The sequence below is a fragment of the Neopusillimonas maritima genome, from assembly GCF_003576595.1.
Lineage (GTDB): Bacteria > Pseudomonadota > Gammaproteobacteria > Burkholderiales > Burkholderiaceae_B > Neopusillimonas > Neopusillimonas maritima.
This window is the reverse complement of sequence record NZ_NQOU01000002.1, coordinates 514,692-541,570: the sequence shown is the minus strand read 5'-3', so window position 1 is coordinate 541,570 and position 26,879 is coordinate 514,692. Positions and strand designations below refer to the sequence as shown.

The 26,879-nt window shown below is 55.9% G+C and carries 25 protein-coding genes; 15 read left to right on the top strand and 10 right to left on the bottom strand.

Going from position 1 to position 26,879, the window contains the following annotated elements; all coding sequences use genetic code 11:
- Window positions 1-20: 20 nt before the first annotated feature.
- On the bottom strand, window positions 21-800 hold the full coding sequence (locus tag CJO09_RS07610) for a sulfite exporter TauE/SafE family protein (RefSeq protein WP_119441821.1): 780 nt from the start codon (window positions 798-800) through the stop codon (window positions 21-23).
- Entirely contained in the window at window positions 793-1,734 is a 942-nt protein-coding gene (locus CJO09_RS07605) for a 3'(2'),5'-bisphosphate nucleotidase CysQ family protein (RefSeq protein WP_119441820.1), read from the bottom strand. The genes CJO09_RS07610 and CJO09_RS07605 overlap by 8 nt, the downstream gene beginning before the upstream one ends.
- A 751-nt stretch (window positions 1,735-2,485) precedes the next feature.
- Here CJO09_RS07605 and cysD point away from each other — a divergent pair.
- The 4 genes from cysD (at window position 2,486) to CJO09_RS07585 (ending at window position 5,973) form a co-directional block, all read left to right on the top strand.
- Window positions 2,486-3,382, top strand: coding sequence for a sulfate adenylyltransferase subunit CysD (gene cysD, locus CJO09_RS15700; RefSeq protein WP_218961052.1), 897 nt, complete (start codon window positions 2,486-2,488; stop codon window positions 3,380-3,382).
- Entirely contained in the window at window positions 3,382-5,337 is a 1,956-nt protein-coding gene (cysN, locus tag CJO09_RS07595; protein WP_119441819.1) for a sulfate adenylyltransferase subunit CysN, read from the top strand. The genes cysD and cysN overlap by 1 nt, the downstream gene beginning before the upstream one ends.
- An 82-nt stretch (window positions 5,338-5,419) precedes the next feature.
- On the top strand, window positions 5,420-5,656 hold the full coding sequence (locus CJO09_RS07590; RefSeq protein ID WP_119441818.1) for a type II toxin-antitoxin system CcdA family antitoxin: 237 nt from the start codon (window positions 5,420-5,422) through the stop codon (window positions 5,654-5,656).
- Entirely contained in the window at window positions 5,656-5,973 is a 318-nt protein-coding gene (locus CJO09_RS07585) for a CcdB family protein (protein ID WP_114419188.1), read from the top strand. Before CJO09_RS07590 ends, CJO09_RS07585 begins: the two co-directional genes overlap by 1 nt.
- 108 nt (window positions 5,974-6,081) lie before the next feature.
- Here CJO09_RS07585 and CJO09_RS07580 read toward each other — a convergent pair whose 3' ends face one another.
- The 8 genes from CJO09_RS07580 to CJO09_RS07545 are packed head-to-tail and all read right to left on the bottom strand — an operon-like array spanning window position 6,082 to window position 14,483.
- Window positions 6,082-7,302, bottom strand: coding sequence for a diaminopropionate ammonia-lyase (locus CJO09_RS07580; protein ID WP_119441817.1), 1,221 nt, complete (start codon window positions 7,300-7,302; stop codon window positions 6,082-6,084).
- 33 nt (window positions 7,303-7,335) lie between these two features.
- Entirely contained in the window at window positions 7,336-8,031 is a 696-nt protein-coding gene (locus CJO09_RS07575; RefSeq protein ID WP_119441816.1) for a nitroreductase family protein, read from the bottom strand.
- Window positions 8,024-10,456 (bottom strand): 5-amino-6-(D-ribitylamino)uracil--L-tyrosine 4-hydroxyphenyl transferase CofH, encoded by a 2,433-nt coding sequence (cofH, locus tag CJO09_RS07570; protein ID WP_179950522.1) that lies wholly within the window; start codon window positions 10,454-10,456, stop codon window positions 8,024-8,026. The genes CJO09_RS07575 and cofH overlap by 8 nt, the downstream gene beginning before the upstream one ends.
- Window positions 10,457-10,464: 8 nt before the next feature.
- Window positions 10,465-11,214: a 2-phospho-L-lactate guanylyltransferase gene (cofC, locus tag CJO09_RS07565; protein WP_119441814.1), complete on the bottom strand. Its 750-nt coding sequence runs from the start codon at window positions 11,212-11,214 to the stop codon at window positions 10,465-10,467.
- A gap of 11 nt (window positions 11,215-11,225) precedes the next feature.
- The gene (gene cofD / locus CJO09_RS07560) at window positions 11,226-12,218 is read right to left on the bottom strand and encodes a 2-phospho-L-lactate transferase (RefSeq protein WP_119441813.1); all 993 of its coding nucleotides are present in this window, start codon (window positions 12,216-12,218) and stop codon (window positions 11,226-11,228) included.
- Window positions 12,219-12,235: 17 nt separating this feature from the next.
- Window positions 12,236-13,015: a coenzyme F420-0:L-glutamate ligase gene (cofE, locus tag CJO09_RS07555; RefSeq protein ID WP_119441812.1), complete on the bottom strand. Its 780-nt coding sequence runs from the start codon at window positions 13,013-13,015 to the stop codon at window positions 12,236-12,238.
- Window positions 13,016-13,025: 10 nt separating this feature from the next.
- Complete coding sequence (gene npdG / locus CJO09_RS07550) at window positions 13,026-13,688, bottom strand: NADPH-dependent F420 reductase (protein ID WP_119441811.1); 663 nt, start codon at window positions 13,686-13,688, stop codon at window positions 13,026-13,028.
- Between the two features lie 18 nt (window positions 13,689-13,706).
- Entirely contained in the window at window positions 13,707-14,483 is a 777-nt protein-coding gene (locus tag CJO09_RS07545) for a LamB/YcsF family protein (protein ID WP_119441810.1), read from the bottom strand.
- Window positions 14,484-14,652: 169 nt separating this feature from the next.
- On the opposite strand from CJO09_RS07545, the gene pxpB reads away from it, so the two are divergent.
- From pxpB to CJO09_RS07490, 11 genes are all read left to right on the top strand, one after another.
- The gene (pxpB, locus tag CJO09_RS07540) at window positions 14,653-15,375 is read left to right on the top strand and encodes a 5-oxoprolinase subunit PxpB (RefSeq protein WP_119441809.1); all 723 of its coding nucleotides are present in this window, start codon (window positions 14,653-14,655) and stop codon (window positions 15,373-15,375) included.
- Window positions 15,372-16,397: a 5-oxoprolinase subunit C family protein gene (locus CJO09_RS07535; RefSeq protein WP_119441808.1), complete on the top strand. Its 1,026-nt coding sequence runs from the start codon at window positions 15,372-15,374 to the stop codon at window positions 16,395-16,397. Before pxpB ends, CJO09_RS07535 begins: the two co-directional genes overlap by 4 nt.
- 127 nt (window positions 16,398-16,524) lie before the next feature.
- Window positions 16,525-17,331, top strand: a complete 807-nt coding sequence (locus CJO09_RS07530; RefSeq protein ID WP_119441807.1) for a GntR family transcriptional regulator — start codon at window positions 16,525-16,527, stop codon at window positions 17,329-17,331.
- 163 nt (window positions 17,332-17,494) lie between these two features.
- On the top strand, window positions 17,495-19,879 hold the full coding sequence (locus tag CJO09_RS07525; RefSeq protein WP_119441806.1) for a xanthine dehydrogenase family protein molybdopterin-binding subunit: 2,385 nt from the start codon (window positions 17,495-17,497) through the stop codon (window positions 19,877-19,879).
- Window positions 19,876-20,694 (top strand): FAD binding domain-containing protein, encoded by an 819-nt coding sequence (locus CJO09_RS07520; RefSeq protein WP_119441805.1) that lies wholly within the window; start codon window positions 19,876-19,878, stop codon window positions 20,692-20,694. Before CJO09_RS07525 ends, CJO09_RS07520 begins: the two co-directional genes overlap by 4 nt.
- The gene (locus tag CJO09_RS07515) at window positions 20,691-21,905 is read left to right on the top strand and encodes a xanthine dehydrogenase family Fe-S subunit (RefSeq protein ID WP_119441804.1); all 1,215 of its coding nucleotides are present in this window, start codon (window positions 20,691-20,693) and stop codon (window positions 21,903-21,905) included. Before CJO09_RS07520 ends, CJO09_RS07515 begins: the two co-directional genes overlap by 4 nt.
- A 329-nt stretch (window positions 21,906-22,234) precedes the next feature.
- Complete coding sequence (locus CJO09_RS07510; RefSeq protein WP_218961039.1) at window positions 22,235-23,353, top strand: ABC transporter substrate-binding protein; 1,119 nt, start codon at window positions 22,235-22,237, stop codon at window positions 23,351-23,353.
- A 115-nt stretch (window positions 23,354-23,468) separates the two neighbouring features.
- Window positions 23,469-24,344, top strand: coding sequence for a branched-chain amino acid ABC transporter permease (locus CJO09_RS07505; RefSeq protein WP_114419547.1), 876 nt, complete (start codon window positions 23,469-23,471; stop codon window positions 24,342-24,344).
- Window positions 24,341-25,345, top strand: a complete 1,005-nt coding sequence (locus CJO09_RS07500; protein ID WP_119441802.1) for a branched-chain amino acid ABC transporter permease — start codon at window positions 24,341-24,343, stop codon at window positions 25,343-25,345. The genes CJO09_RS07505 and CJO09_RS07500 overlap by 4 nt, the downstream gene beginning before the upstream one ends.
- Complete coding sequence (locus tag CJO09_RS07495) at window positions 25,342-26,133, top strand: ABC transporter ATP-binding protein (protein ID WP_119441801.1); 792 nt, start codon at window positions 25,342-25,344, stop codon at window positions 26,131-26,133. Before CJO09_RS07500 ends, CJO09_RS07495 begins: the two co-directional genes overlap by 4 nt.
- Window positions 26,126-26,830, top strand: coding sequence for an ABC transporter ATP-binding protein (locus CJO09_RS07490; protein ID WP_119441800.1), 705 nt, complete (start codon window positions 26,126-26,128; stop codon window positions 26,828-26,830). The genes CJO09_RS07495 and CJO09_RS07490 overlap by 8 nt, the downstream gene beginning before the upstream one ends.
- Window positions 26,831-26,879 lie beyond the last annotated feature (49 nt).

Genomic DNA, 26,879 nt, shown 5'->3' with positions numbered 1-26,879 from the left:
TCTCTTTAAGAGCGATTAACTCAAGCCAGCAACTTAACCGCAGTAACCAGCAACACCACCGCCAGCGCAATTTGTATCGCCCGCCCCGGCAACTTTCCGGCCAGCAAGCTGCCCAGCACAATGGCGGGCACCGAGCCGATTAACAGGCTATGCAGCATGGGCCAGTTCACCATCCCCGCGAACAAATAGCCCAACCCGGCTGCAATTGCCAGCGGAATGGCGTGCACAATGTCGGTGGCCACCAGTTTATGCGGGGTCATGCGCAAGGGGTATAAATACAACAGCATAATGCTGCCCAAAGCACCCGCGCCCACCGACGTTAAGGCCACACACAAACCCAATATTGCACCCCCTGTTATGGTCAGGCCGGGTTGCCAGGCTTTGAATTTCAAAGGATGATCCAGGCGGCGATGGAGGGCTGCGGCTTGTAGTTTCGGTGCCGCCAGCATGCCCAGGGCGGTAATGCCCACTACAACGCCAATGGCGGCGGTCAGCCAATCGAACTTGTGTATTTTGGCGCCCAAGCTTACCCATGCGACGACGGCCAATGCTACCGGTAGGCTGCCCCACCATAAGCGCCGCACGACTTGCCAGTCGACCTTGCCGGATCGTTGGTGAATGCGGGCACCCACCAGTTTGGTAATGGCGGCAAACCATAAGTCGGTGGCAATGGCGGTAGTGGGCGCAACGCCAAAAAACAAAACCAGAATAGGGGTCATCAACGCGCCGCCGCCCACGCCGGTAATACCCACCACAAAACCGGTTAACGCCCCGGCGACGGTGTAACTTAGGTCAATCATGGTCGGGCTTCTTTGCTGCCGGCTGGGGTAAGGGTAAGTTTGCCGCGTTCAACCGTAACGCCGAACGGGCATTTTCAGCACGGGCGGCCGCGACGAACCATGGGTTCAGTACATTTGCCTTCCCGTAATGTAAAGGTTGGCCGTGTATGTCCAGTACCACGCCACCGGCGCCTTCCAGTACCGCGTGGGCGGCAGCCGTATCCCATTCGCAGGTGGGTCCCAGGCGTGGGTAAAGGTCGGCCTGGCCGCGCACAATAGTGCAAAATTTCAGTGAACTACCGGCTTGCACCAGCTCAGCGTCGCCCAACTGCTGAATGAACGTTTGAGTTTCTTCGTTCAGATGGCTTTTGCTGGCCACCACGCGCAAGCGGCCCAAGTGTGCCGCTCCCCCCTCGTTGAGGCTACGGCTTTCATTGGCGTCGGCGCTTTCGCCCGAGGGGTAGCTGCCTTCGTCTTCCTCGTCTTCACTACGTAGGCCCAGCAAAACCGTTACCACGCCTTTTTCACGCATAGCCGCCCCTAGTCTCGCTCCACCCCAATAGAACGTATCGTGTGCCGGGGCATACACCATGCCGAACGTGGTCTGACCGTTTTCAATTAATGCAATGTTGACCGTGAAGTCGCCGTTGCGGTTCAGAAATTCTTTTGTGCCGTCCAGCGGGTCCACCAGCCAATAGCAACCCGTGGGTAAGCGCCACGCCAGCGACGCTTCGTCTTCCTCGGAAACCACCGGTACGCCGGGAAATGTAGCGTTCAAACCACGCACTATGCTTTCATGAGCCAGCAAATCGGCCGCTGTTACCGGGCTCTTGTCAGCTTTGCTGTCGGCATTAATGTTTGCCTGCGCATACACACGCAGAATTTGTTTACCTGCGTCGTAGGCGATTTTTTCTAGTAATGGGGCCAATTCCAGCCCGGCGTTAATGTGTCGCATTATTTGCTTATAGCGAATTAGGGAGTTGAAATGCTAGCAGTGTGCCTTGATAATCACAATACTAAGCTAATAACTGCAAATTACGACAATGCCTGAATCAACTGTTGCCTCTAAAACCCATCCGGCCACTTCTGTGCAAGGGCTCGATCAACCCCAGGTGTGGGATATCGACCTGGCCCATGCCCATTTGGCCGGCGACAACGCCGCGCATACCCGGCGCACCACTGAACGGCGCTTGCATGAACTTAAACTGCTGCCGGCGGAACTGAACGCTGATAATTTGCGTGACGAGCAAGGCCGCGTACCTCGCACCGTGGTGCTGAACTGGGCGCTGGAAAAAATGCGCAGCCAGCGTAAACGCATTCTGTTCGCGCAACTGGCCAATTTACCCAACGGCCTGCCTTGCCTGCACGCCAACGACCCGCGCGGCGCCCGTTTCTGGGTGCCGTTAGGTGCCGCCGCGCCCGGTAGGGCATGTGAGGCCGATCAGGGTGAGGTTGATGTAGAGGCAACCCTAAGTGTAATACTCGCCGCTCTGGCGCAACTGCAACAGCATATTGGCAAAGACATTGCCGTATTTCCGCACGGTGAACTGGTGGGCCTATTGCGCAACGTATCATCCTCTCAAACAGACACCGGCATTGCCCCTGGCGCCACGCCCACCCTCATACCCAACGGCGTAACCCTGCTTCTTCAAGCCTATCAACCCGTGTTGAACCTGCGTCCGCGCCGCAAGGCCCAGGGCATTGGTGTGTCGCCTCACTTAAAGCGCCTGGAAGCGGAAAGCATTCATATTATTCGTGAAGCGGTGGCCGAAGCACAGAACCCCGCCATGTTGTATTCCGTGGGCAAAGACAGCGGGGTCATGTTACACCTGGCGCGCAAGGCCTTCTACCCTGCACCGCCGCCGTTTCCGCTGCTCCATGTGGACACCCGCTGGAAGTTTCAGGAAATGTACCTGTTTCGCGACTACATGGCGGCTGAATCGGGCATGGATTTGCTGGTACACATTAATCCGGAGGCCATTGAAAAAGACATTAACCCGTTCGATCACGGTTCCGCTCTGCATACCGACATCACCAAAACCGAAGGCCTGAAGCAAGCGCTGGATAAATACAAATTCGACGTGGTGTTCGGCGGTGCCCGGCGCGATGAAGAAAAGTCGCGCGCCAAGGAACGCGTGTTTTCGTTCCGCACCGCCACCCACCGTTGGGACCCAAAAAACCAGCGCCCTGAACTTTGGAACTTGTACAACACCAAGAAAAACCCCGGCGAGAGTATTCGCGTCTTTCCGTTGTCGAACTGGACCGAGCTGGACATTTGGCAATACATATACCAGGAAGACATTCCCGTGGTGCCCTTGTATTTTTCCGAGCCGCGTCCGGTGGTGGTGCGCGACGACATGATCATGATGGTTGACGACGACCGCTGCCGCCTGTTGCCCGGTGAAGACATTCAAATGAAACCGGTGCGTTTCCGTACCCTGGGCTGCTACCCCCTTACCGGTGCGGTCGAGTCTCAGGCCGACTCGCTCGACGACATTTTGCTGGAACTCATTAACGCGCGCACATCCGAACGTCAGGGTCGCAAAATTGACACCGACAGCGCCGGCAGCATGGAAAAGAAAAAACAGGAAGGATATTTCTAATGGCTCGCTCGAATACAAATTCCGCTCAACAGAAAGTGTCCGACGGTGCATCTGAAACGGCAAAAGCGCGAAAGCAAACAACGACACATACGCCGGTGGAATACACCAGCGCCGCCGATTGGATCGCCCAGCAATCGGGCCACGACCTGTTGCGCTTTATTACCTGCGGCAGTGTCGATGACGGTAAAAGCACCCTGATCGGTCGCCTGCTGTGGGAGTCCAAGCAACTGTTTGATGACCAGCTTGCCACGCTGGAAGCCGATTCACGCCGCCACGGCACGCAAGGCGAAGAGATCGACTTCGCGCTGTTGGTGGATGGCCTGGCGGCCGAGCGCGAACAGGGTATTACGATTGACGTGGCCTATCGTTTCTTTGCCACGCAGCATCGCAAATTCATTGTGGCCGACACCCCCGGTCACGAGCAGTACACTCGCAATATGGTCACGGGTGCCTCAACAGCCGACGTGGCCGTGTTGCTGGCCGATGCGCGCCAGGGCGTGTTAACCCAAACCCGGCGTCACGCCTTCTTAACGTCGCTGGTGGGCATTCGCCACGTGGTGCTGGCAGTGAACAAAATGGATCTGGTCAACTACAACCAGGCCACATTCAATGAAATAGAAGAAACCTTCAAAACCTTTGCTCAAGCGTTGGGGTTTGAAAGCATCACCGCGATTCCCGTGTCGGCGCTGAAGGGCGACAACATGGTGGAGCGCTCCGCCCATACGGGCTGGTATACCGGCCCCACTTTATTGGGCTATCTGGAAACCGTACCGGTTACGCGCCGAAACGACCAACAGTTTGTGCTGCCGGTGCAATGGGTGAACCGGCCCGACGCCGACTTCCGTGGTTTCAGCGGTACCGTCGTGGCCGGGCATATTGAACCCGGCGAAACCGTGCGCGTCACCGCCTCGGGCCAAACCGCCAATGTCGCGCGCATCGTCACCATGGACGGCGATCTGAACAAGGCCCAGGCCGGCGATGCCATTACGCTCACGCTGGACACCGAAATCGATGCCTCGCGGGGCGACATTCTTACGCGCGCCGACACGCCGTTAAACACAACCGACCAATTCGAAGCCACCATTGTCTGGATGCACGACGACCCCGGCCTGGTGGGGCGCAGCTATGAAATGAAGCTGGCCAATCAGTGGGCCGGCGCCACGCTAACGACTATTAAACATCGCATTAACGTGAACACCCTGGCCCATGAGGCCGCAAGGCAGTTGGGCCTGAATGACATTAGCGTGTGTAATGTGGCGCTGAGCCGTCCGGTGGCGTTCGATACGTATGCCAATCTGCCCGCGCTGGGCGGCTTTATTCTGGTCGACCGCTTCACCCATGCCACCGTTGCGGCGGGCATGATTACCCACAGCCTGCGACGCGCCCAGAACGTGCATCGCCAGGCGCTAAGCATTACGCGTGAAGACCGCGAACGCCTGAACGGCCACCCCGGTAAAGTCATTTGGTTCACCGGCCTGTCGGGCTCGGGTAAATCCACTATTGCCAATGTCCTGGAAAAGCAATTGCACGAACAGGGCCGCCGCACCTACATTCTGGACGGCGACAATATTCGCCAGGGCCTGAACAAAGACCTGGGCTTTACCGAAGCCGACCGAGTGGAAAATATCCGCCGCATTGCTGAAGTGGCCAAGCTCATGATGGACGCCGGTTTAATCGTCATGACCGCGTTTATTTCGCCCTACCGTCGCGAGCGTGACATGGCGCGCGAACTCATTGGCGAAGAGCGTTTTATGGAAGTGTTCGTGGATACGCCGCTGGAAGTGTGTGAAGCCCGCGATCCCAAAGGCTTGTACAAACGTGCCCGTAAAGGTGAAATTCCCAACATGACCGGTATCAACAGTGCGTACGAAGCGCCGGAACGACCCGATGTATTGGTGAAAACCGAAAGCGAAGAAATGGGTGCGATTGTGACTAGGTTGGCGGGGCTGTTGTAAGCGGTGCGTTGCGCAAGTTCCATTCCAATATTAATATAGGGCTATGATTTATGCGCATATTAAGTGCGCAAAAGGAATGGAAATGATAACTACGCACTCCGCCAAGCGTGCGACCAATTTAAGCCTCAGTGTCGACGTTTTAAAGCAAGCAAAGCAATTGGGGATCAATATTTCGCAAGTGTGCGATGCACATTTGCGGGAAATTGTTCGTCTTGAGCAAGCGCGTCGTTGGCGTAACGAGCATGCGGGCTTTATAAACGCCTATAACGAAACCATTGAAAATGAAGGATTACCGCTCGATGAGTGGAAAAGTTTCTAATGGCGCGTTTCGATGTTTATGCCAACCCAGGCAAGCACGCCACAACCACGCCTTATTTGCTTAATGTGCAAAGCGATCTTCTGGACGACTTAGGCAGTTGCGTTGTGATACCGTTGCGCCGTTTAAGCGACTTTCCGAATGTGAAGTTGTCAACGCATCTTACGCCCGTATTTGAAATTAACGGTGAAAGCTATTTACTGGAAACGCCTAAGATGGGTGCCATACCACGGCGTGTTTTGAAGCGTGCTGTTGCTTCATTAACGCATGAGCACGCAAGAATTACGGCTGCGCTCGATTTTTTGTTTCACGGTTATTGATGCGGTGCGTTGCGCACGTGATAGTAAAAGGGCGACGAATTCCTTCGCCGCCCTTTTTACTTGGCCTGTCATGCCGGGGTTCAGGTTTCTTAAATTGTTTTTTTTAGATCAGGCCTGCACCTTGGCTGCGGCGGCAAGCACTTCTTCCGCAGTTTTACCTACTTGCTTCAGATAATCGGTGGGCGCGGTGGCCCCTTCGGTATTAATCAACAATATTTTGGATGTTTCGTTGATGCCGGCTTCTTTACCTTGCGCGGCGTTTTCGGTGAGTTCAACAAGGGCCGCCAGGCCTGCCGCACCGGAGCCGCCGCTCACAATCGGTACATCGCCGTATTGTCCTTCCGCCAATATCTTCATGGCTTCAACGGCTTTCGTATCGGATACGGTAATGAAATAATCGCAGGCGGGTTGCAGGAAACGCCACGCCAGCGGAGACGCTTCGCCGCACGCCAGGCCGGCCATTAAAGAGTCGATATCACCGGTTGCGCTGGCCGCATGCCCGGCAAGCGCACTTTGGTAAAGGCAATCGGCCTGGTTCGGTTCCACCACAATCAGGGTGGGGCGTTTTTTACCGTAGCGCTCCCACAAGTATGCGGTAATACCGGCTGCCATGCCGCCCACGCCGCCTTGCAAAAACACGTGGGTAAACGGGGGAGTATCGGCGTTCTTTGCATCCAGCTGGTCGATGACTTCCGACGGAATCGTGGCGTAACCTTGCATCACGTCGCGGGGGATCTCTTCATAGCCTTCGTAAGAAGTGTCCGACACCACCAGCCAGCCTTCTGTTTTCGATAAAGACTCGGCATGTTCAACCGAGTCATCGTAGTCGCCCGCAACGCGCACAATTTCCGCGCCGTTCGAGGCAATGGCGTTTTCGCGGTCGGCACTCACCTGGCTGCTTAAAACAATCACACAGCGGCATCCAATATCCCGCGCGGCCGCAGCCAATGAAGAACCGTGGTTCCCGGCAGTGGCGCTGACAACCGTGAAGTCTTTAAGTGTTTGCGCGTGTTCGCCTTTGAAAAGCGATTGGGCGGTGAAGCCTGCGTCGGGGAATTTACGCAAGATGAGTCTGACCAGTGCAATTGACGCACCTAACGCTTTGAAACTGCCTAAAGGAGAGCGTTTCGATTCGTCTTTCAGGAAAACGGCACCCACCCCCAGTTTTTGGGCCAGGTGTTTCATGGAGACAAGGGGGGTGGGTTCCACGCTTAGCATGCGCCAGCTTGAAAGCCATTCGCGCGATTCATTTGCTCGCTCAAGATTCATGATGTGCTGCAACTCGGCGGGGTAGTCGGAACGGGTTGCGTTTTTGTTGTGGGTGAACATGACGTCTCCTGTAATGCGTTGTAATTAAGAAAATTATTGGGACGTGGCATGGGGTGCCTCGTCGAGATAAACGACAACATCTTGTATCGGCTTGCGAACAAAAGGCTTGCCTGTATTTGCCGGATATCCCACTGTAAGCATGCCTTGCGGAACCCAGTCTTCAGGCAGGTTCAGCGTTGTTTGAACCAGTGTCGGGCAAAACATGGGGGCGCACATCCAGCACGATGAAAGCCCGGATGCTTGCGCAGCCAGCATGATGTTCTGGCCCGCCATGGCAACACTTTGCGTTGCCATGCAGAATTCATGTCGGCTTCGGTCGGCGTCGCGGTAGCTGTCCATCTCCGCCATCGTGACGCACAGCAGAATGAGCGTGGGCGCGCCGGTAATGCGGGCGAAAGAACGCGCAACGTCGTTCTTGATGTCGACGGGGTCGTCGTTGTCGGCCATGCGGTCGCGTTCAAGCTTGTCGCCCATGGCTTTGGCCAGCCTGGCTTTTTCCTGGTAGCTGCGAATCACCACAAATCGCCAGGGTTGCCGATTATGCGCCGACGGCGCGGTAACAGCCATTTCCAGCAGCCGGTTAATTGCTGCCAAAGGGGGCTGCTCGGGCAGGTAGCGCCGCACCGATCGCCGGTTCAATACAACGTCGGTGAAGCGAGCATCGGGCGATGCTTCACCGACGTCGGCAGGGTCTTGCCACGGCCGTTCGAGGGTGTCCGTTCTATACATGAGCCACTTCCCGGGGGCGTTTGGCATGTTTGCGCATAAGCGGCACGATGGCCTGAATGGGGGGCTTGGCTTCCCGCGCCCGTTGTTGCAAATGCTCGGGAACGGAGCCGTAGGCAGTGGAACGTTGGCGCGGCGTACGCCCCATTGAAATCAACAGCGACTCTAACGTGGGCGCCGTCATTTCCTGGCCGTGCGACGCGCCGGCCGAGCGTGAAATGGTTTCGTTCATCAGCGTGCCGCCCAGGTCGTTGGCGCCGGCGTTCAGGCACAGCTCAACACCGGTTACGCCCATTTTCACCCACGAAGCCTGAATGTTCGGTATGTGCGGGTGCAGCGCCAAACGCCCCACCGCGTGCATCAGAATCGCCTCGCGGAAAGTGGGGCCTTTGCGTGCGCGCCCTTTTCTGTAAATGGGCGACTCCATATGAACGAACGGCAGCGGCACGAACTCGGTAATGCCGCCGGTTTCCATTTGCAGTTCGCGCAGCAGCAGCAAGTGGCGCGCCCAATGTTTGTAGCCTTCAATGTGGCCAAACATAATCGTTGACGTGCTTTTCAGGCCAACCTGATGGGCCGAGCGCATTACCTGCATCCATTGGTCTGTGGTGACCTTATCGACACAAATAATCTTGCGGATTTCGTCGTCGAGAATTTCAGCCGCCGTGCCCGGCAGTGTCGACAGTCCGCTTTCCTTCAGCATCAACAGGTAGTCTTTCAGCGGCATGTTCAAGGTTTCGGCGCCTTGCCAGATCTCCAGCGGCGAAAACGCATGAATATGCATTTCCGGCACCACCGCTTTCACGGTCTCGCAAATTTCCTTATAGGTTTCACCGGTGTACGAGGGGTGAATGCCGCCTTGCATGCACACTTCGGTAGCGCCACGCTCCCACGCTTCCAGCACACGCCGTTGAATTTCCTCTAACGGCAAGTCATAAGGCTTGCCGCGCAAATCTTCCGCGCCCTTGCCTTTTGCGAATGCACAAAACTGGCAGCGGTAACCGCAGATGTTGGTGTAGTTGATATTGCGATTCACCACAAACGTGACGTCGTTGCCGTTCACGTGACGGCGTACCTCATCGGCGGCCTGACAAATGGTGGAAAAGGCGCTGCCATGGGCCTGAAACAGGCGTTCAATGTGACGCTCGGTTAAGGTTCTTCCCGCTTGTGCGCGGCTCAGAATGGCGCTGACTTCGCTGTGCACGGCCGGGCCGCTGCAAGGGGCCTGTTTGGCTTGCCGAACGATTTTTTCAGGGGGCGGAGTTTGGCTGCCGGCCGTCCAGGCGTCGGTGTAAGCCAGGCCATGGCCGTCGCTTAATTGCAGAATACGGGTATGGAAACCGGGGTCGACCCAGTCGGCCAGTTCGCGTACGTATTTGGGATAAACAGTTAAACGTTCGGCCAGAACCTTGCCGGCTTTTTCCGTTGCCACCGACAGCGCCTCAAGGTGCGGCCAGGGCGCTTCCGGGTTCACGTGGTCGGGCGTAATGGGCGAGACGCCGCCCCAGTCGTTAATGCCGGCATCGATTAATTGCTTCAGGCCTTCAGGCTGAAGGTTGGGCGGGGCCTGAATGTTGGCGTCCGGCCCGAAAATCAAACGTGCTGCGGCGATTGTCCATAGGTGCTCTTCAAGCGACGGCGCTTCGGCGTTGGCCATGAGGGTGCCGGGCTTGGGGCGGAAATTCTGAACAATGATTTCCTGAATGTGCCCGAATTCCTGATCCAGCTTGCGCAAAGCCAGCAGTGAGTCGATGCGCTCGCGCCGGGTTTCGCCGATGCCAATCAGAATGCCCGACGTGAACGGAACCCGGGTTTCACCGGCCAGTCGAAGGGTTTCCAGGCGTGCCTCGGGGTGCTTGTCGGGCGAGCCGTAATGGGCTTGGCCCGGTTCGCACAAACGGGGCGAAACGTTCTCGAGCATAATGCCCTGCGACGCAGAAACCGTGCGCAATTGCAGTAAATCGTCGCGCGTGAGCAGGCCCGGGTTCACATGCGGAATAAGCCCGGTTTCCTCGTACACCGCCTTGCAGGCCGCAATCAGGTAACTGATGGTGCTGTCGTAACCCATTTCGTCGAGCGCTTCGCGCGCAGCGCGGTAGCGTAACTCGGGTTTGTCACCCAGAGTGAACAAAGCTTCCTTGCACTGCGTTTTGGCGCCCTGGCGGGCGATATCAACAACCTGTTGAATGCTTAAGTAGGGCGCGGGCATTTTGCGCGGTGTTTGCGCAAAGGTGCAGTAATGGCACACATCGCGGCACAACTGGGTAAGCGGAATAAAAACCTTACGAGAATAGGAAACAACTTCGCCGTGGCCGGCGTCGCGCAATTGGGCCGCTGTCTTGCACAGCGACGAAATCGGTTGGTTAATCAGGTCGTAGGCCGCGCTTTCAGAAAGAGGCGTGTGCATGCGGGAGTTTGAGTTTTGCATAGCAATAATCATCCTTTGTGAATGCTCGAAATGGCCGGCGTTTGTTCGGCATACGGAAAAAACGTACTCGCCAATGAAAAAACGGAGCGCGAAGTTTGGTGTAAACGGTCGGCAATGCCGCTTTGAATTAAAAAGCGGTACGTGCGGGTCGGGCTTTCCTGTTGCAGGAAGGAAAGCAAATCAAGGGGCCGGTCGATGTCGTATTGAAGTTGGGGCAGGCTTAACGTGTTCAATTGCGCGCCCGACGAGGCCGCCAACTGGCAGTGCGCCCGGAAACTGTTGTGGCCGAAACAGTTCGGAATAACATCGGGTGGCGAACACAGCATGGCGTTGGTGCCACCGTCTCGCAAGGCCGGCACCAGGGTGACTGATCGCGGTGCGCCATGCTGGTTGATAATGCGGTCAACACTTCGTGTGTCGATACCCGGTACGTCTGCCGGCACCACCAGCATGCCTTCAAAACCAACGCTTTTAAGGGTTTGCGCAGCGCTAGCCACGGCGCCTGAAAGCCCGCCGATAATCGGGTCGTGAAGTGTGTTTACTCCTCTATCGGCGGCAAGCTGCACCGCCTCGGGGTCGCTGGTCATCACATAGACGCCGCTTAGTGCCCGGCACTGCGTGAGCGTGTCCATGACATCTTCAAACATGGCTTGGGCAAGAAGCCGCCGCTCGCTGCCCGACAATACCGGCTGCAGCCGTTGTTTGGCATAGCTGAAACTTTTAACGGGTATAACTGCCGCCAGGCGGTGAGCTGTCATACATCCTCGCTCTACTTTGTTTGAGTGGCCTCAAGACGCAATTTGTCAGCAAATTCAAGTGTTGCTTGCGCAAGACTCAAGGCGTCTTCCGGGCTTTTCATCAACGTTTGTGTCACTACAGTGGGAACCGATACGTATGCTGCGTCGAGCTCATCGGCCTGATCGATGACCAAGCCCTTGATGAAGTCGAGATAAACCTGTGCGATACCGGTGGAGTCAACCGGGATTTCGAGCTCTTGCATTATTTTTGCGGCCGGCCCTTTCACTGCTTTGCCGCCAATGAGCGGGGACACCGCCACAACCGGTACTTTTGAAAGACGCAATGCCTCGCGCACACCGTTCAAGGCCAGTATGGGTTCGATACTGAGCTGCGGGTTCGACGGGCAAATAACAATGGCGTCCAGTTCGGGGTCGGCCAGACGCGCCATTAAATCGGCTTGCGGCTGCGCGATGTCGGCCCCGGTATAAGAGAGGCTTTCCACTTTGGGCTTACCCATTTTGCGGACAAAGTAATCCTGAAAAGCCAGGGCACCCTCGTTGGTGTGAAGCACCGTACGCACCGGGTTGTTGCTCATGGGGATGACTTGGGCGCGAATGCCCAGTTGCCGGCAGATATGCGCGGTAACGTCAGACAACGTTTGCCCCGAGCGCAAGCGGTGGCTGCGTTCAAGGTGCATGGCCAGGTCGCGGTCGCCCAGCGCAAACCAGCTTTCTGCGCCCAGTTCTTTGAGTGACTCAAGGCAATGCCAGGTTTCGTCGGCCCGCCCCCAGCCGCGCTCGCGGTCGTTCTTGTCGGCCAAGGCGTATACAACCGAGTCCAGATCCGGGCATATGTTGAGGCCCAGGTGCTCAAAGTCGTCGCCGGTGTTGACCGTAATAGTGAGGTTGCCGGGTTGCGTAATAAGATCGTTCAGGCCACGGGCAAGTTTGGCGCCGCCGACACCGCCACACAGGGCCAGCACACGTTTGGATGAGTGAAGGGAAGGTGGGCGGTGATCGGTCATTGCGCTGGGCCTCATTCCTAACGAAATAAATCTTGATGTCTGGGGCGTAATAAGGTTTGGGCGGAATTGCTTGGCTCTTCCCACTGAAGCCCGCGCACGTGAACCACGGGTTGCCCGGCGCTGGTTTGCCCCATAATTAAAGAGGCAGCGGCGGCAATTTCATCGGCAAAAGCAATTTCCGATACGCGCATTGCACGGCCATAGAGGTCGGGCTTTCCAATTAAGCTCAGCAAGCTGGGCAAGCCCGCCGACCCAAGCGCGACGCCCGTCACACCCATTCTCCATGGGCGCCCGAAACTGTCGTTAATAATGACCCCCACATCGGCATTGAAGTGGCGGTCGAGTGCACTTTTAAGTTGGGCGCATGTTTGATCCGGGTTTTCCGGCAGCAGCAGGGCGTATTCTTCATCGTTGGGGTGATCGATATTCGACTGATCGATACCCGCATTGGCCATGATGTAGCCCAGGCGGTGCTCAACAATTAATACACCGGGGCGCTGCGCAACGATCTCCCGACTTTCAGACAAAATCAGCTCAATCATGCGGCTGTCTTTGTTGATTTCTTCGGCAACCTCAAGCGCCCGGGCAGACGGTTGCACATCGGCCAGGCGCACAAGCCGCCCCTCTGCCTTCGAGACGATTTTCTGCGCCAGCACGACCACATCCCGCGTTTCCAATGCAATGCCGTTGTGCTGCAGGCTTTGAATCAGAACCGTGGCCAAATCATTGTTTGGCTCAATCATGGGGAAGTCGGCCAGCGCGTTCAGGTGAATCGACGTATGAGGCAGGTGGGGCATAACGCGTGCCTTAGCCGTTAATGCCGGTAATTTGAATGCCCGCGCAATCGACCTTGTAACGTTTGTTGATGCCGATCAGCAATGAGGTCATGGCTTCCGCCGCGGCGGCGTTGGCAATGGCCCCGGCATCAATGCCGCGCATACCAATGGGCTCAATTAAAGAAATAACGGTTTTGCGCGATTCAACGTCGTTGCCGGTAACCAGAATATCGCAGGCAATCGGGCCTTCGGCTTGCAGCTTGTTGGCACCCACGTTTTGAAAAGCGGAAACGACACGGGCTTTATCGCCAATTTTGTTATGCGCAATCATGCCGGCCGAGCCTTCAGGCGGCAGTTGCACAACCGCTACTTTGGGTGGTACCAGCGGCACGACCGCATCAACAACAATTTTGCCTTCAACAACGTCTTTGATTTCGTCGAGAATGGCATCGTGATTTGAAAACGGTACGGTAAGCACGACAACGTCGGCCGCTTTGGCGGCGTCGTAGTTGCTCATGCCGGTGGGAGCGGGGCCGCCTGCAGCAGGCGTTAAGGCGTTGGCTGCTTCTTGTGCCTTTTCCGCCGTTCTTGAACCGACAATAACCGGAAAGCCGGCTTGCACCCAACGTTTTGCAAGCCCGGAACCCAAGGCTCCCGTGCCGCCAAGAATCGCAATTTTAGGTTGGTTTTCCATTTGGAGCTCCTGGATAGGTTAGTTAAGCTTCATTTCAGTCAGCGGCAGAATTTTGACTCCGGCAGCTTCCAAACCTTCGCGCACCATGGCGGCCAACGCAACTGCCGTGGGCTCGTCGCCATGCACACATAAAGAATCAACCCGACGTTTTACGCGCTTGCCCGACATCGAAATAATTTCACCTTCGGTCACCATGCGCACCACCTGTTCGGTGGCCACTTTCGGATCTTTAATCACCGACCCGGCCACTGCGCGTGACACCAGGTTGCCGTTGTCGTCGTACAAGCGGTCACAGAAACCTTCGCGTGCCAGCGGCAAATTCAAACGCTCTGCGGCTTTTTCCATTTCGGAACCCGATAGCGCAACGTAAATAAGGTTAGGGTCTACCGTTTTAAGCGCACGACCAATGGCCATGGCGTAGTCTTCGTCTTCGGCGGCCATGTTATTCAGTGCGCCGTGGGGTTTCACGTGGGTGACTTTCTCACCGGCATACGCGGCCATGGCTTGCAATGCGCCAATTTGGTAGGCGATCATGTTTTCCAGGTCGCTCGCTTTCATTTGAATGCGGCGGCGGCCAAAGCCCCACAGGTCGTTAAAGCCCGTATGTGCACCGATGCTGACGCCTTCTTTTTTGGCATTTTCCACAACGCGCCGCATGGTGTTGGCGTCGCCCGCGTGGAAGCCGCAAGCAATGTTTGCAGAGCGGATGATTTTCAGAATGGCGTTGTCGTCTCCGATGTCGTATGCACCAAACCCCTCGCCCATATCTGCATTAAGATTTACCGATAAAGTCATTTTGTTTTCCTTCGGGTTGAATGGATAAAACTTTTTTTGATCTTTCTGTTGCGACCAGTATATTGTACTATAGATAGAAAGACAATATGATTCCATCAATCGAAAACCCTAATTCGAATCAAGCCGTTTTCTGAGCGTCTGTAAGGGCGGCAACCTTTGGAGAAGACTGATGACAGTGCAGTTTCTAAGTGCCGGCGACACCGCAATGGTGGTGCAGTTTGGCGAGGTGATTGATCGTGTATTAAGCGATCAGGTGCTGGCTTTAAGTCGGCGGATTCGCGCGCTGAACGTGCCCGGCGTGGTCGATTTGGTGCCCACGTTTCGTTCCCTGCTTATTAATTATGATCCCACGCAAGTACGTGGTGCGCAGTTGCAGGAAACCCTTAAGGACTTGCTGGAAAGTGAAGACACGGAACCGCAGGCGGTGCGCCAGTGGTCGGTGCCGGTATGCTACGACGGCGAGTACGCGCCCGATTTGCAGGAAGTGGCGCAAACTGCGGGCTTAACGACGGAACAGGTGGTTCAACTGCACGCCGACACGCAGTTTCACGTATACATGATTGGTTTCGTGCCGGGCTACCCCTATATGGGAGATTTGCCCAAGCAACTGGTGCTGCCTCGGCGCAGCAATCCCCGTACGCGCGTGCCGCCGGGTTCTGTCGCCATTGCGTCAAGCATGACGGCCGTCTACCCCATTGAAAGTCCGGGGGGGTGGCATCTTATCGGCGCAACACCTATTCGTTTGTTCGATATACGTCATGAGGCGCCCGCTTTGTTCAAGCCGGGCGACAAGGTGCGTTTCAAGCCGGTGGATTCAAATGAATATCAACGCATTCGCGACGCGGTTGCAGCCGACGAATACGAGGTTAAGTGTGAAGAGGTGACGGTATGAGTAACGGGTTGAAGGTGCTGGACGCCGGGCCTTATTCCACGATTCAGGATATGGGGCGCATGGGTTATCAAGACGTCGGCGTGCCGGTGTCGGGGGCGCTGGACAAGATCAGCGCAGGCGTCGCCAACATGCTGGTGGGTAATGACCGCCATTGCCCGGTGTTGGAGATGTTGCTGCAGGGCGTGGCCCTGGAGGTGCAGGCCGATTCCGTGCGTGTTGCGCTGTTCGGTTGCGAGGCCGATCTTACTGTGGAAGGCGCACGCAAGTTCACCGTGCCGGCGGGGCGCAGCGTTCGGCTGATGAAAGGCGATAAGGTGAAGGTGGGTGCGCTGGGTCAATCGCTGAGTGCCTACTTGGCGGTTGAGGGCGGCTTCAACCTGCCGGTGCAGCTGGGCAGTGTGTCCACGTATGTACGGGGCGCAATCGGGGGGCTGGAAGGACGTACCCTAAAGCGCGGCGATGGCCTTCCGTTGGTGCAATCCAGTGTCGACATTCGAGATGAAAAGGCGTTGCTGGAGCCTTTCGATTACGGCTATGAACAACCGGTTCGTGTGGTGCTTGGGCCGCAACATAATTATTTCACCGACAGCGCCATAGAAGGCTTTCTCACGCAGCCGTATGTCGTGTCGGGACAGGCCGATCGCATGGGGTTTCGTCTTGACGGCCCGGTCATTCAGCATGCAGAAGGTTATGATCTGGTTTCCGATGGCATTGTAAGCGGGGCCATTCAGGTGCCCGGTTCGGGGCTGCCTATTGTATTGTTGGCCGATGCACAAACAACCGGGGGGTATCCCAAAATCGCCACCGTGATTTCCACCGATATCCCCATTTTGGGGCGTCGTCGTCCCGGAGCGCAGGTGCATTTCAAACAGGTCACGCTTGACCAGGCCGAAAGTATCGCGTGTGAAACTCAAGCGTGGCTGGAGCAGCTGGAAAGCCACGGCATGCGCAGCTTTGCGCCCGGCGGGGTGATTGATCTTGAGGCGTTAAGGCTGGAAAATTTAAGCAGCGGTGTGAACTAATGCCCCGGCATGCGTTATAAAAATAGGGGTGGTCGCTTGCTTGCGTTGCTGAAATTGGACGAAGTTTGCCCTAATATGGGGCAGCAAAGTAAATTTGTTAGTTAATTTGACTTAAAGAGAACAGGGCATGCAAAAAGGACAAGCAGAGAGTTTGAGTGGCCATATCCCGGCTTATATTCAAGTGGCCTCGGCGCTAAGACGGCGTATTGAAACGGGCGAGTGGTTGCCGGGGGAAAAAATCTCTACGCTTGAGGAGCTTGAAGAAGAGTTCCAGCGTGCGCGCGTCACGGTTCGCCAGGCGGTGGGTCTGCTGGAAAAAGAAGGGTTGCTGAAACGCCAGCAGGGGCGCGGTACGTTTGTGGCCGAGCAAGTTAACGATCGACGTTGGCTCACACTGGAAACGTCGTGGTCGGCGATTATTCGTTCCATTAAACGAAACGTCCCGCGTTTTATTGAAGTGGCCAACCCGCCCTCGCACCCCAGGCTTGCGCCCGATGAAGGCAAGCTGGCCGAAGAGTACGGTTTCCTGCGCAGCCTTCAGTTGCGCGACGGCCTGCCCTATGCCGTTGTGAACGTGCATATTGAAAAAGGCATTTTCGACAAGTACTACGACGAATTCATGGAGCACACCGCGCTGGCGGTGTTCGATACATTGCGTGGAACGGTTGTTAAGCGAGCGCACCAAACCATGACAATCGGCACGGCCGATCCTGAAGTGGCCAATTTATTGGGGGTTTCACTAAGCGCACCTATCGCAGAGTGCCGCTGTGTCGTAACATCGAAAGACGATGTGGTGATTTACGTCGGTGAAATTACCTACCCCAGTGATTGCATCCGTTTGCATATGGATCTTCTGGAAGACGAAACCTCCGCTTCAAGCGAGGTTGAGTTGAGTTCACCCAAGCCGCGTCGTCGTAGCAAAAAAGCGGCCTGACTCAATACGGGTCGATATCTTTTGGCGTAATTAGTTTCTTTTTTTCTGGTCTACGCGTAAACCAGAATATCCTCACCATCATTCTATATTTAGAATGATGGAAAGAACGAACCTTGAGCCATCCTGAAAAGGGGTTCATGACGTTTATTAACAGGAGATTGAAATGTCGAGTCAAGGTGTCGGTAAACGTGTGCTTCGCAAAGAAGACGATCGTTATATGCGGGGCAAAGGCCAGTATGTCGCAGACATAAAACTGGCCAACATGCAAGATGTGGCTTTTGTGCGCAGCCCGGTTGCACATGCCAAGCTGCTCGATATTCATATCCCCGAACCATTGCGTGAACAGGTTTTCACGGCGGCCGACCTTAGAAACGCCGGCGTGAAACCCATTGTGGCCGACACCGCCCTGGAAGGCTTTCGCTCATCCGAACAGCCTGCGCTGGCCGAAGGCAAGGTGCGTTATGTGGGTGAACTGGTGGCGATGTGCGTTGCCCCCACCCGCGCCGGCGCCGAAGATATCGCCGCTGCCGTTCAGTTGGACTACGAAGAGCAAGACGTGGTTCATGAAATGCTGCAAGGCCGTCAGGCCGATGCGCCCAGGGTGCACGACCATTGGCCCGACAACCTGTTTTTGAAGACCAACATTACGGTGAACTTCGACGGCGTGAAAGACGCCCCGGTGAAAGTCAGCCGTAAAATCCGTACCTCCCGACAAGTGATGGCGCCCATGGAAGGGCGAGGCGTGCTGGCCTACTGGGATTCACGGGTTGAGCAACTCATTGTTTACACCGCCACGCAAATTCCGCACATTGTGCGCACGGGCCTGGCCGAGTGTCTGGGTTTGCCCGAGGGGCAGGTACGTGTGATTACCCCCGACGTGGGCGGCGGGTTTGGCTACAAAGGTATCTTTTTGCCCGAGGAACTGGCCGTTGCCTGGCTGTGCATGAAGCTGGGTCGCCCGGTACGCTGGCTTGAGGATCGTCGCGAACACATTGCCGCCACGGCCAATTGTCGCGAACACTATTACGAGATTACCGGTTACGCCTCGAAGGAAGGCCGGTTGTTGGGCATTGAGTGCGAAGCCACCATCGACTCGGGTGCCTATTCCTCATACCCTTTCTCGGCGTGCCTTGAGGCCGGCCAGGTAGGCAGTATTTTGCCCGGCCCTTACGACTTCCCGTCGTACCACTGCAAAACGTATTCGGTAGCCACCAACAAATGCCCCATTCTGCCTTACCGGGGCGTGGCGCGAACCGGTGTGTGTTTTGCGCTTGAACTGTTGCTCGACGACTTGGCGCACGCCGCCGGTGTTGAACCCTACGAATTGCGCATGCAGTCGTTGGTTCGCCCCGAGCAAATGCCGTTCGACAACATTACCAACAAACACTTCGACAGCGGCGACTATCCCGAGGCACTGCGCCAGGCGGTCGAGGCTATAGACCTGCCCGCCATTCGTGAACGCCAGAAAAAGGGTGAGCCCGACGGCCGCCTTATTGGGGTGGGCATGGCGGTGTATTGCGAGCAAGCCGCGCACGGTACCTCGGTGTACGCCGGTTGGGGTATCCCCATGGTGCCGGGTCATGAGTTGGCCACCATGCGCATCACGCCCGACGGCGGTTTGGAAATTCGCATCGGCGCACACTCGCATGGCCAAAGTATGGAAACCACGTTGGCTCAGGTGGCAAATGAAAAGCTGGGCATCGATATCGACCGCATCAAACTCATTCACGGCGACACCGAGTACACCCCTTATTCCACCGGTACCTGGGGCTCGCGCAGCATGGTGATGTCGGGCGGCGCCGTGGCGCGCGGCGGCGATGAGCTGGTGAAACGGCTGGGGCATATTGGTGCGTTCATGCTGGGCACCGAGCCCGACAAAGTCACTGTTTCCGACGGCATGGTGCATGCGGGCGACAAGAGTGTGTCCATTAGCCAGGTGGCGCACGTGTGGTATCGCCGTCCGCAAGATTTACCGCCCGAAGCCAATTCAGGCGGTCTTGAAGTTACCGTGGGCTATAAGCCCGGCCGCGATACAGGCACATTCGGTTACGGCGCCCACGTTGCCCTGGTGGCGGTCGATCCCGAATGCGGCAACGTTGAAATTCTTGATTACGTGATTGTGGAAGACGGCGGCAAACTGGTGAACCCCATGGTGGTCGACGGCCAGATCTATGGCGGCACCGCCCAGGGTATCGGTACGGCGCTATATGAGGAAATGCCGTTCGACGCCTCGGGCCAGCCTTTGGCCTCCACCTTTGCCGACTACCTGCTGCCCGGGCCAACCGAGGTGCCCGAGCCGCGCCTAATACACATGGAAACGCTATCGCCTTACACCGAGTTTGGTGTCAAGGGAATTGGTGAAAGCGGGGCCATTGCGCCGCCCGCCACCATTGTGAACGCGGTAAACGATGCGTTACGCCCATTAGGGGCAACGCTGTATGTGTCGCCCGTGACGCCGCATCGCGTTCTTGAAGCAATCATGAATGCCCGTGGTGGTGACGGCACCGGCACGGGTTCAGGTTCCAAGATGGCTATGGAGGAAGTATGAAGCCGGCACCCTTAGCGTACGAGCGTGCATCCGATGTTCAGTCGGCGGTTAAGCTGGCGCAGCAAGACGATGTGGTTGTGAAGTTTCTGGCAGGCAGTCAATCGCTGGGCCCCATGTTGAATTTGCGTTTGGTACAGCCCGATTTGCTGGTCGATATCACGCACATTCCCGAGCTGACTCAGGTTGATGAAAACGATGAAGGCATTACGTTCGGCGCCTGTGTGACTCACGCCGACATAGAAGACCTGCGTGTGCCCGACGTGACGCGCGGCGCACTGCCCGCCGTGGCCCGGGGGATTGCCTACCGCGCGGTGCGCAATCGCGGCACGGTGGGTGGAAGTTTGGTGCATGCCGACCCGGCCGCCGATTGGGTGAGCACCCTGGCCGCCGTAGGCGCAACGGTTACCATTGCCGGCCCTTCAGGCACGCGCCGGGTACCGGTGGAAGACCTCATGGTCAGTGTCTTTGAAACCTCGCTCGAGCCGGGCGAAATACTGGCTTCGGTGCACATTCCGCGTTTTTCGGCGGATGCGCGTTGGGGGCATTACAAGATCACACGTAAAACCGGCGAGTTCGCCCACGCGATGGCTGTCTTGTTAAAAGATCCGGCCAGAAATGTGTGCCGTCTTGTGATTGGCGCGATTGAAGCCAAACCCATCGTCATTGCCGACGCCTCGGCTTATTTCGATTCGGCAGGTCATTTGAATACCGACAAAATTGAAACGTTATTTGCCGAGTCGGGGCTGAAAGACCCCATCGCCAACAAAATTCATATGACTGCGCTTACGCGTGCAGTTCAGCGAGCTCAACTATGAATACGATTTCTCTTACGGTTAACGGAAAAAAGTACGACAACGTTCAAATCGAACCCAGAACGCATTTGGGTGACGTTTTGCGTGAATCGTTAAGCCTGACGGGCACCCATTTGGGTTGCGAGCATGGCGTGTGCGGTGCGTGCACGGTGTTTGTCGACGGCGTGCCCACACGTTCCTGCATTTCGCTGGCGGCCGCTTGCGACAACGCCGAAGTGGTCACCATCGAAGGCATGAACGATGATGTTATGGAAGCATTGCGTACGGCTTTTTCCCAAGAGCACGGCTTGCAATGCGGCTTTTGCACGCCGGGCATGCTGGCTTCCGCGCACGATGTCGTGATGCGTATGCCCCATGCCACCGAGCAAGACATTCGTTACGCCATGAGCGGCAACCTGTGTCGTTGTACGGGTTATGTAGGCATTACCAAAGCCATTCAAAGCGTTATTGAGAAACGTCGCGCCGAAGGCATTACCGAGCCGGTTAACGTTCGTACGAGTCTGGGGCCTGCGGGCGCCGGGCATGCGCAAACGCAATCGGCGTCTGCGGGGCCGGCTGCAGTACCCGCTGGTATGGCGGCGGAAGTAAAACGGGTGCGTGCACCTGCCGGGGCCGTTAAGGCGCCCGACAGCAGCAAACCCATGACCCGCATGCAGCAATCATTTACCGTCGATTTTCCACGCGACGAAGTGTGGGCGTTCTTTGGCCGGTTAGACCAGGTCACCACCTGCTTGCCGGGGGCGTCGCTGTTGTCTGAGCCCACCGCCACGCACGTGGAACCCCGGTTGCGCGTCAAGGTCGGCCCCATTGTGGCCGATTTTGAAGGCGCCGCCGATGTTGAGCGCGACGACGCCAACTATAAGGGCATGATTTACGGTTCTGCGCGCGACACCAAATCGCCCTCGGCCACGCGCGGCGAAGTGGAGTACGTCTTGTCGGAAATCAACCAGGGTGCGGGCACCCGGGTTGATGTGGAAATTGGCTTTGCGTTAACCGGCCCGCTGGCGCAATTCAGCCGCTCGGGCATTGTTCAGGATATTGCCAAACGCATGACCGACGCCTTCGCCCAGAATCTGCACGCCCGCCTATCGAACGGCGGCCAATCGGGGGCAACGGCCAACGAAGTAACGGAACTGAACGCCGGTGCGCTGGTTTTTTCTGTATTGCGCAACCGCGTAACTGCATTTTTCAAGCGCCTGTTTGGGGGGCGTTGATTCACCAGGAAGCATTGCGCAATAAGGCGCCCAATCGCCTTATTGCCTGTGGTTCAGTCTGCAATGGCGCGTTGCTGTCGTGATTGCAGGTTGCATGACTAGTAGTAAGACTTTCAGCGGTATATAGCGGTTTATTCAGATATTAGTAAGAACCACTATATACGGCCTAAAAAAGTTTAGGTACTGTCTTACTATTAGTAGATAGACGGGAAGATAAACCTTCCGCTATATAGCTGTTCTAGCATCACACACACATACACACATGTCTAAGGAGTCGTGCAATGAAACGAAGAAGTCAAATATTTGCTTCTGGTCTTGCAGCAGTTGCAATGTCCTTTTCTATGCTGGGAGCCGCTAACGCGGACACCGTAAAAATCGGTGTGAACCAGCCTCTAACCGGCCCCATCGCCGCATCCGGTAACTATGTTCTTGAAGGGGCAAAAATTGCCGCCGACGAAATCAATGCCGCCGGGGGCGTAAATGGCAACAAAATCGAATTGGTTGTTGAAGACAACAAAGGCAACCCCACCGAGTCAGCCAACGTAACGGAAAAGCTGATCGTGCGCGACAAGGTACCCGTCATTTTGGGTGCCTGGGGCTCCACGTTAACTTTGGCCGCCATGCCCAAGCTCATGGAATATAAAGTTCCCATGGTCGTGGAAACCTCCAGCTCGGTGAAAATTACCAAATCGGGTAACCCCTATGTTTTCCGTATTGCACCCACCAGTGCCATTGAGGCCGACAACTTCGTTGAAATGATCAAGCCGCTGGGCATTAAAAAAGCCGACATGCTGGTGGTGAACAACGACTGGGGCCGTGGTGCTGCAGCCGAGTTTCGCCGTGTTCTGGAAGCGAACGGTGTTGAAGTGGGCAAAGAGCTCATTATGGACGCCGCCGCACAAGACATGACCTCGCAGTTGTCGGAAATTAAAGGCACCGATGCCGACACGCTCTTCGTAACGACGGCAGTGGAACAGTTAACACTGTTGCTCAAGCAGGCGCAATCTTTGGGTATGGATCGCCAAATCATTACCACGGGCGGTTCGCAAAACCCCGATCAGCTGATCGACCATGCGGGTTCCGCTGCTGAAGGTTCCAAGCACTTGCTGTTCTTTACGCCTTGGGTACCCGAAGAAACGGCTAATCCTGAAATGGCAAAAGCGTTTATTGCCGAATGGGAAAAGCGTGGCTTGAACAAGGCCGGCCTAACCGAAAGCTTCCGTGGATACGATGGTATTAAAACCATTGCCGCTGCGCTTAAGAAAGTAGAAGGCGAGCCCACTGCTGAAAAAATCACCAAAGCACTTTGGGAAGTGGACCTGCCTGCATTGAACGGCGACATCACGTTCCGCAAAGACGGCGTAGAAACAGGTAAACCCAGTGCCCAATACGATGCCAATACGTATTTGGTTGAAATTAAAGACGGCAAAGTCGTCATGGTTCAGTAAGCCAATGTAGTCGCAAACAGTGTAGGCCACGGCCTGCACTGTTTGTATGTAACGGCAAATGAGGGTCATGCGCCTCCTTGTTTGCTTCCGGTCAGGCGCGCAGGTGGGGAAGATAGTGGATCAGTTTCTTCAGCACATAGCCAATGCGCTGATACTTGGGGGCACGTATGCGCTTCTGGGTATTGGGCTAACGCTGATTCTTGGCGTTATGAAGGTTGTGAACTTTACCCATGGAGAGCTCTACGCCTTTGGCGGCTTCATGGCTTATTATTTCGTGTCTCATCTTGGCTGGAACTTCTTTATAGCGTTACCGACCGCCATTATGCTGGGCATTTTGTTGGGTGCGCTTATCGAGCGACTTGTCTTGCGCAGTATGCGGGGGGCAGACATCGACTCAACCATGGTGGCCATGATTGGTTGCTGGATTGCGTTGCAGAACATCTCGTTGCTTATTTGGGGCGGGGTCGCCAAGTCGGTTAGTACACCTTTCCCAACTGAGCCGCTCATGATCGGATCGGTTGCCGTTTCGTGGTTGCGCCTGTTCGTGCTGGTAGCCGCCATCGGGCTCATTATTGCCTCGTATGTGCTGTTGCAGCGCACGTCGCTGGGCAAAGCCATGCGTGCCACCTTCCAGGACTCTTCCACTGCCTCCTTAATGGGCATCAATATTAATTTTATTTACACCGCTACCTTTGCGTTGGGCTCCGGTCTGGCTGCGGCGGCGGGTGCGTTGTTGGGTCCCGTCTTTGTGGTAACGACAACCATGGGCAACCTGGCTGCGCTGAAGGCGTTCTCGATTGTGATTCTGGGTGGCCTGGGTAGTGTGCCCGGCGCCATGATCGGCGGCTTCATTCTTGCCTTCGCGGAAGAACTGGGCTCCGGCTACATATCGTCGGGATACCGGGATGCCGTTGGTTTTATCTTGATTATTCTGGTGCTGATGTTTAGGCCCACAGGTCTGTTCAAGCCACGTGGGGAGAGGATTGGATGAAAAAGCTCGCACTTACACTTGTTGTACTACTGGTTTTAGTGACCCTGCCTTATTGGCTTGCAGACCAGTACTACTTGCACATTGTCATCACCACGGGCTTGTTCATCGTGGGTGCCATGAGCCTGAACCTGTTGCTGGGTTACACGGGGCAGCTGAACCTGGGGCATATTGCCTTCTTCGGTATCGGGGCTTACGTTAGCGCGCTCACGTCGCTGGGTTTCGAAATTGCCGCACCGTTCGGTGACGGAACCATTGTGGTTGAGCCCAGCTCACCGTTCCTGGGGTTTGTGCTGGCCACGATTATTGCCGGGTTGTTCGGCTTCATTATCGGAAAGCTGTCGTTCAAGATTCGCGGCGCCTACTTCGTGATCGTGACAATCAGCTTTGCCGAGGTTACTCGCCTTGTGTCGCTGAACTGGGTTGATCTGACGCAAGGGCCGCTGGCGTTGAACAACATCCCCCCGATGGCCTACAACCTGCCATTTTTAGGCGAGGGTGAGCTTTGGTCTAAAACGCCGAACTACTACCTGGTACTGGCCCTGGCGATTGTGTGCTACATCATTATCCGGCGCATTGTTCAGTCGCGCGTTGGGCGCGCCATGATCGCGTTGCGTGAAAATGAACCGCTTGCCGTATCGGCCGGTATTAACGTTACCCGTTACCTGAACTTCGCGGCCACCACCTCGGCGGCCATGGCGGGGGCGGCCGGCAGCCTGTATGCACACTACATCCGCATTATTGACCCCGACGTCTTCCTGTTCATCTATACCGTGACGATGGTCATTATGGTGATCACGGGTGGCAAGGGCACGTTAATCGGCCCCATTATCGGCGGCATTATCTTCGGCATCCTGCCGGTTGGCTTGCGCGAAGTGGCCGGTCCGGAAGTGCAGTGGATTGTTTACGGCGTGGCCATGGTGTTAATTGTGATGTTCTTGCCACAAGGTATTGTTCCGGCTATTCAAAAGTGGTGGACACGTAGAACCGGGAGTGAAACATGACTCAGCAGAATCAAGAACCCTTATTGAAAGTCAGCAACGTGGCCGTGCATTTCGGCGGCCTGGTCGCCATTGCCGACATGTCTTTCGATTTGTATCCCGGGGAATTGTTAAGCCTGATCGGGCCCAACGGCGCCGGGAAAACCACGGCGTTCAACGTGGTCACCGGCTTTTTCCCGCCCACCAAAGGTACGGTGCATTTCCAGGGCGTGAACCTGGGTGACCATAAAACGCATGAAATTGCGGCGATGGGTTTGGTGAGAACCTTTCAGCGCACCAGTTTGTTCTCGAATGAAACCGCCTTCGACAACGTGCTAACAGGCTTGCATTTGCAAGGCAAGGCATCGTTTCTGGGAACGATTCTGTCGTTGCCGTCGATGCGACGCGAAGAGAAGGCATTGCGCGAGCAAGCCTGGGAATTGCTGGAGTTCGTGGGGCTGGCGCACCGGGCAAACGAGCAAAGTGTTTCCCTGGCTTACGGTGAACAGCGGCTGCTGGGAGTGGCCATTGCATTAGCGGCCAAGGCCAAGCTGTTGTTGCTTGATGAACCGGCTGCAGGCATGAACTCGGCGGAAACCCATGTGTTCATGGAGATTCTCGCCAAGATCCGCAAGCGGGGCATTTCCATTTTGCTGGTCGAGCATGACATGCCGCTGGTCATGGGCGTTTCCGATCGCGTTATTGTGCTGAACTACGGCAAAATCATTGCCAACGGCACACCGCAAGAAGTTCAGAATAATCCTGACGTGATCGAGGCCTATCTAGGACAAGGGGTTAAACAACATGCTTGAGCTTAAAAATGTGGTTTGCCGATACGGCAAAGTGAATGCGTTGGTCGATGTCTCGTTGTCGGTACAGCAGAATGAACTGGTCACCATTATTGGGGCCAACGGTGCCGGCAAGTCAACCACCTTGAAGGCCATTTCGGGGTTGTTGCATCCGGTTGAAGGCACCATTCATTTCATGGGTGAAGACATTACCAATGCGTCGGCCCAGCAGATTATTTCCATGGGTATTTCGCACTGCCCCGAAGGGCGGCGTGTGTTCCCTGAAATGACGGTGCATGAGAACCTGGAAATCGGTGCCTATACCCGTAAAGATCGTAACGGTGTAAGCGATGATTACGAAAAAATGTACGACATGTTTCCGCGCCTGAAAGAGCGTCATCTGCAAGCGGCGGGGACGCTTTCCGGGGGCGAGCAACAAATGTTGGCGATTGCCCGTTCGCTTATGTCGCGCCCCAAGCTGATTATGTTCGATGAACCTTCACTGGGTTTGGCGCCCAATATTGTTGAAAAAGTCTTTGAAAATATTCTGCAGGTAAAAGAAAGCGGCACAACCGTTTTAATGGTTGAGCAGAACGCGTTCGCCGCGCTCGATATGTGTGACCGTGCCTACTTGTATGAGTCAGGTCATATGACGCTTACCGGCACGGGTAAGGAAATGATTAACGATCCGCACGTACGCCACGCGTACCTGGGTGGTTAAAGCCGCAAGCCCTGCTTCACGGCGGGGCTTGCAGTATGTTTTTTTAGGT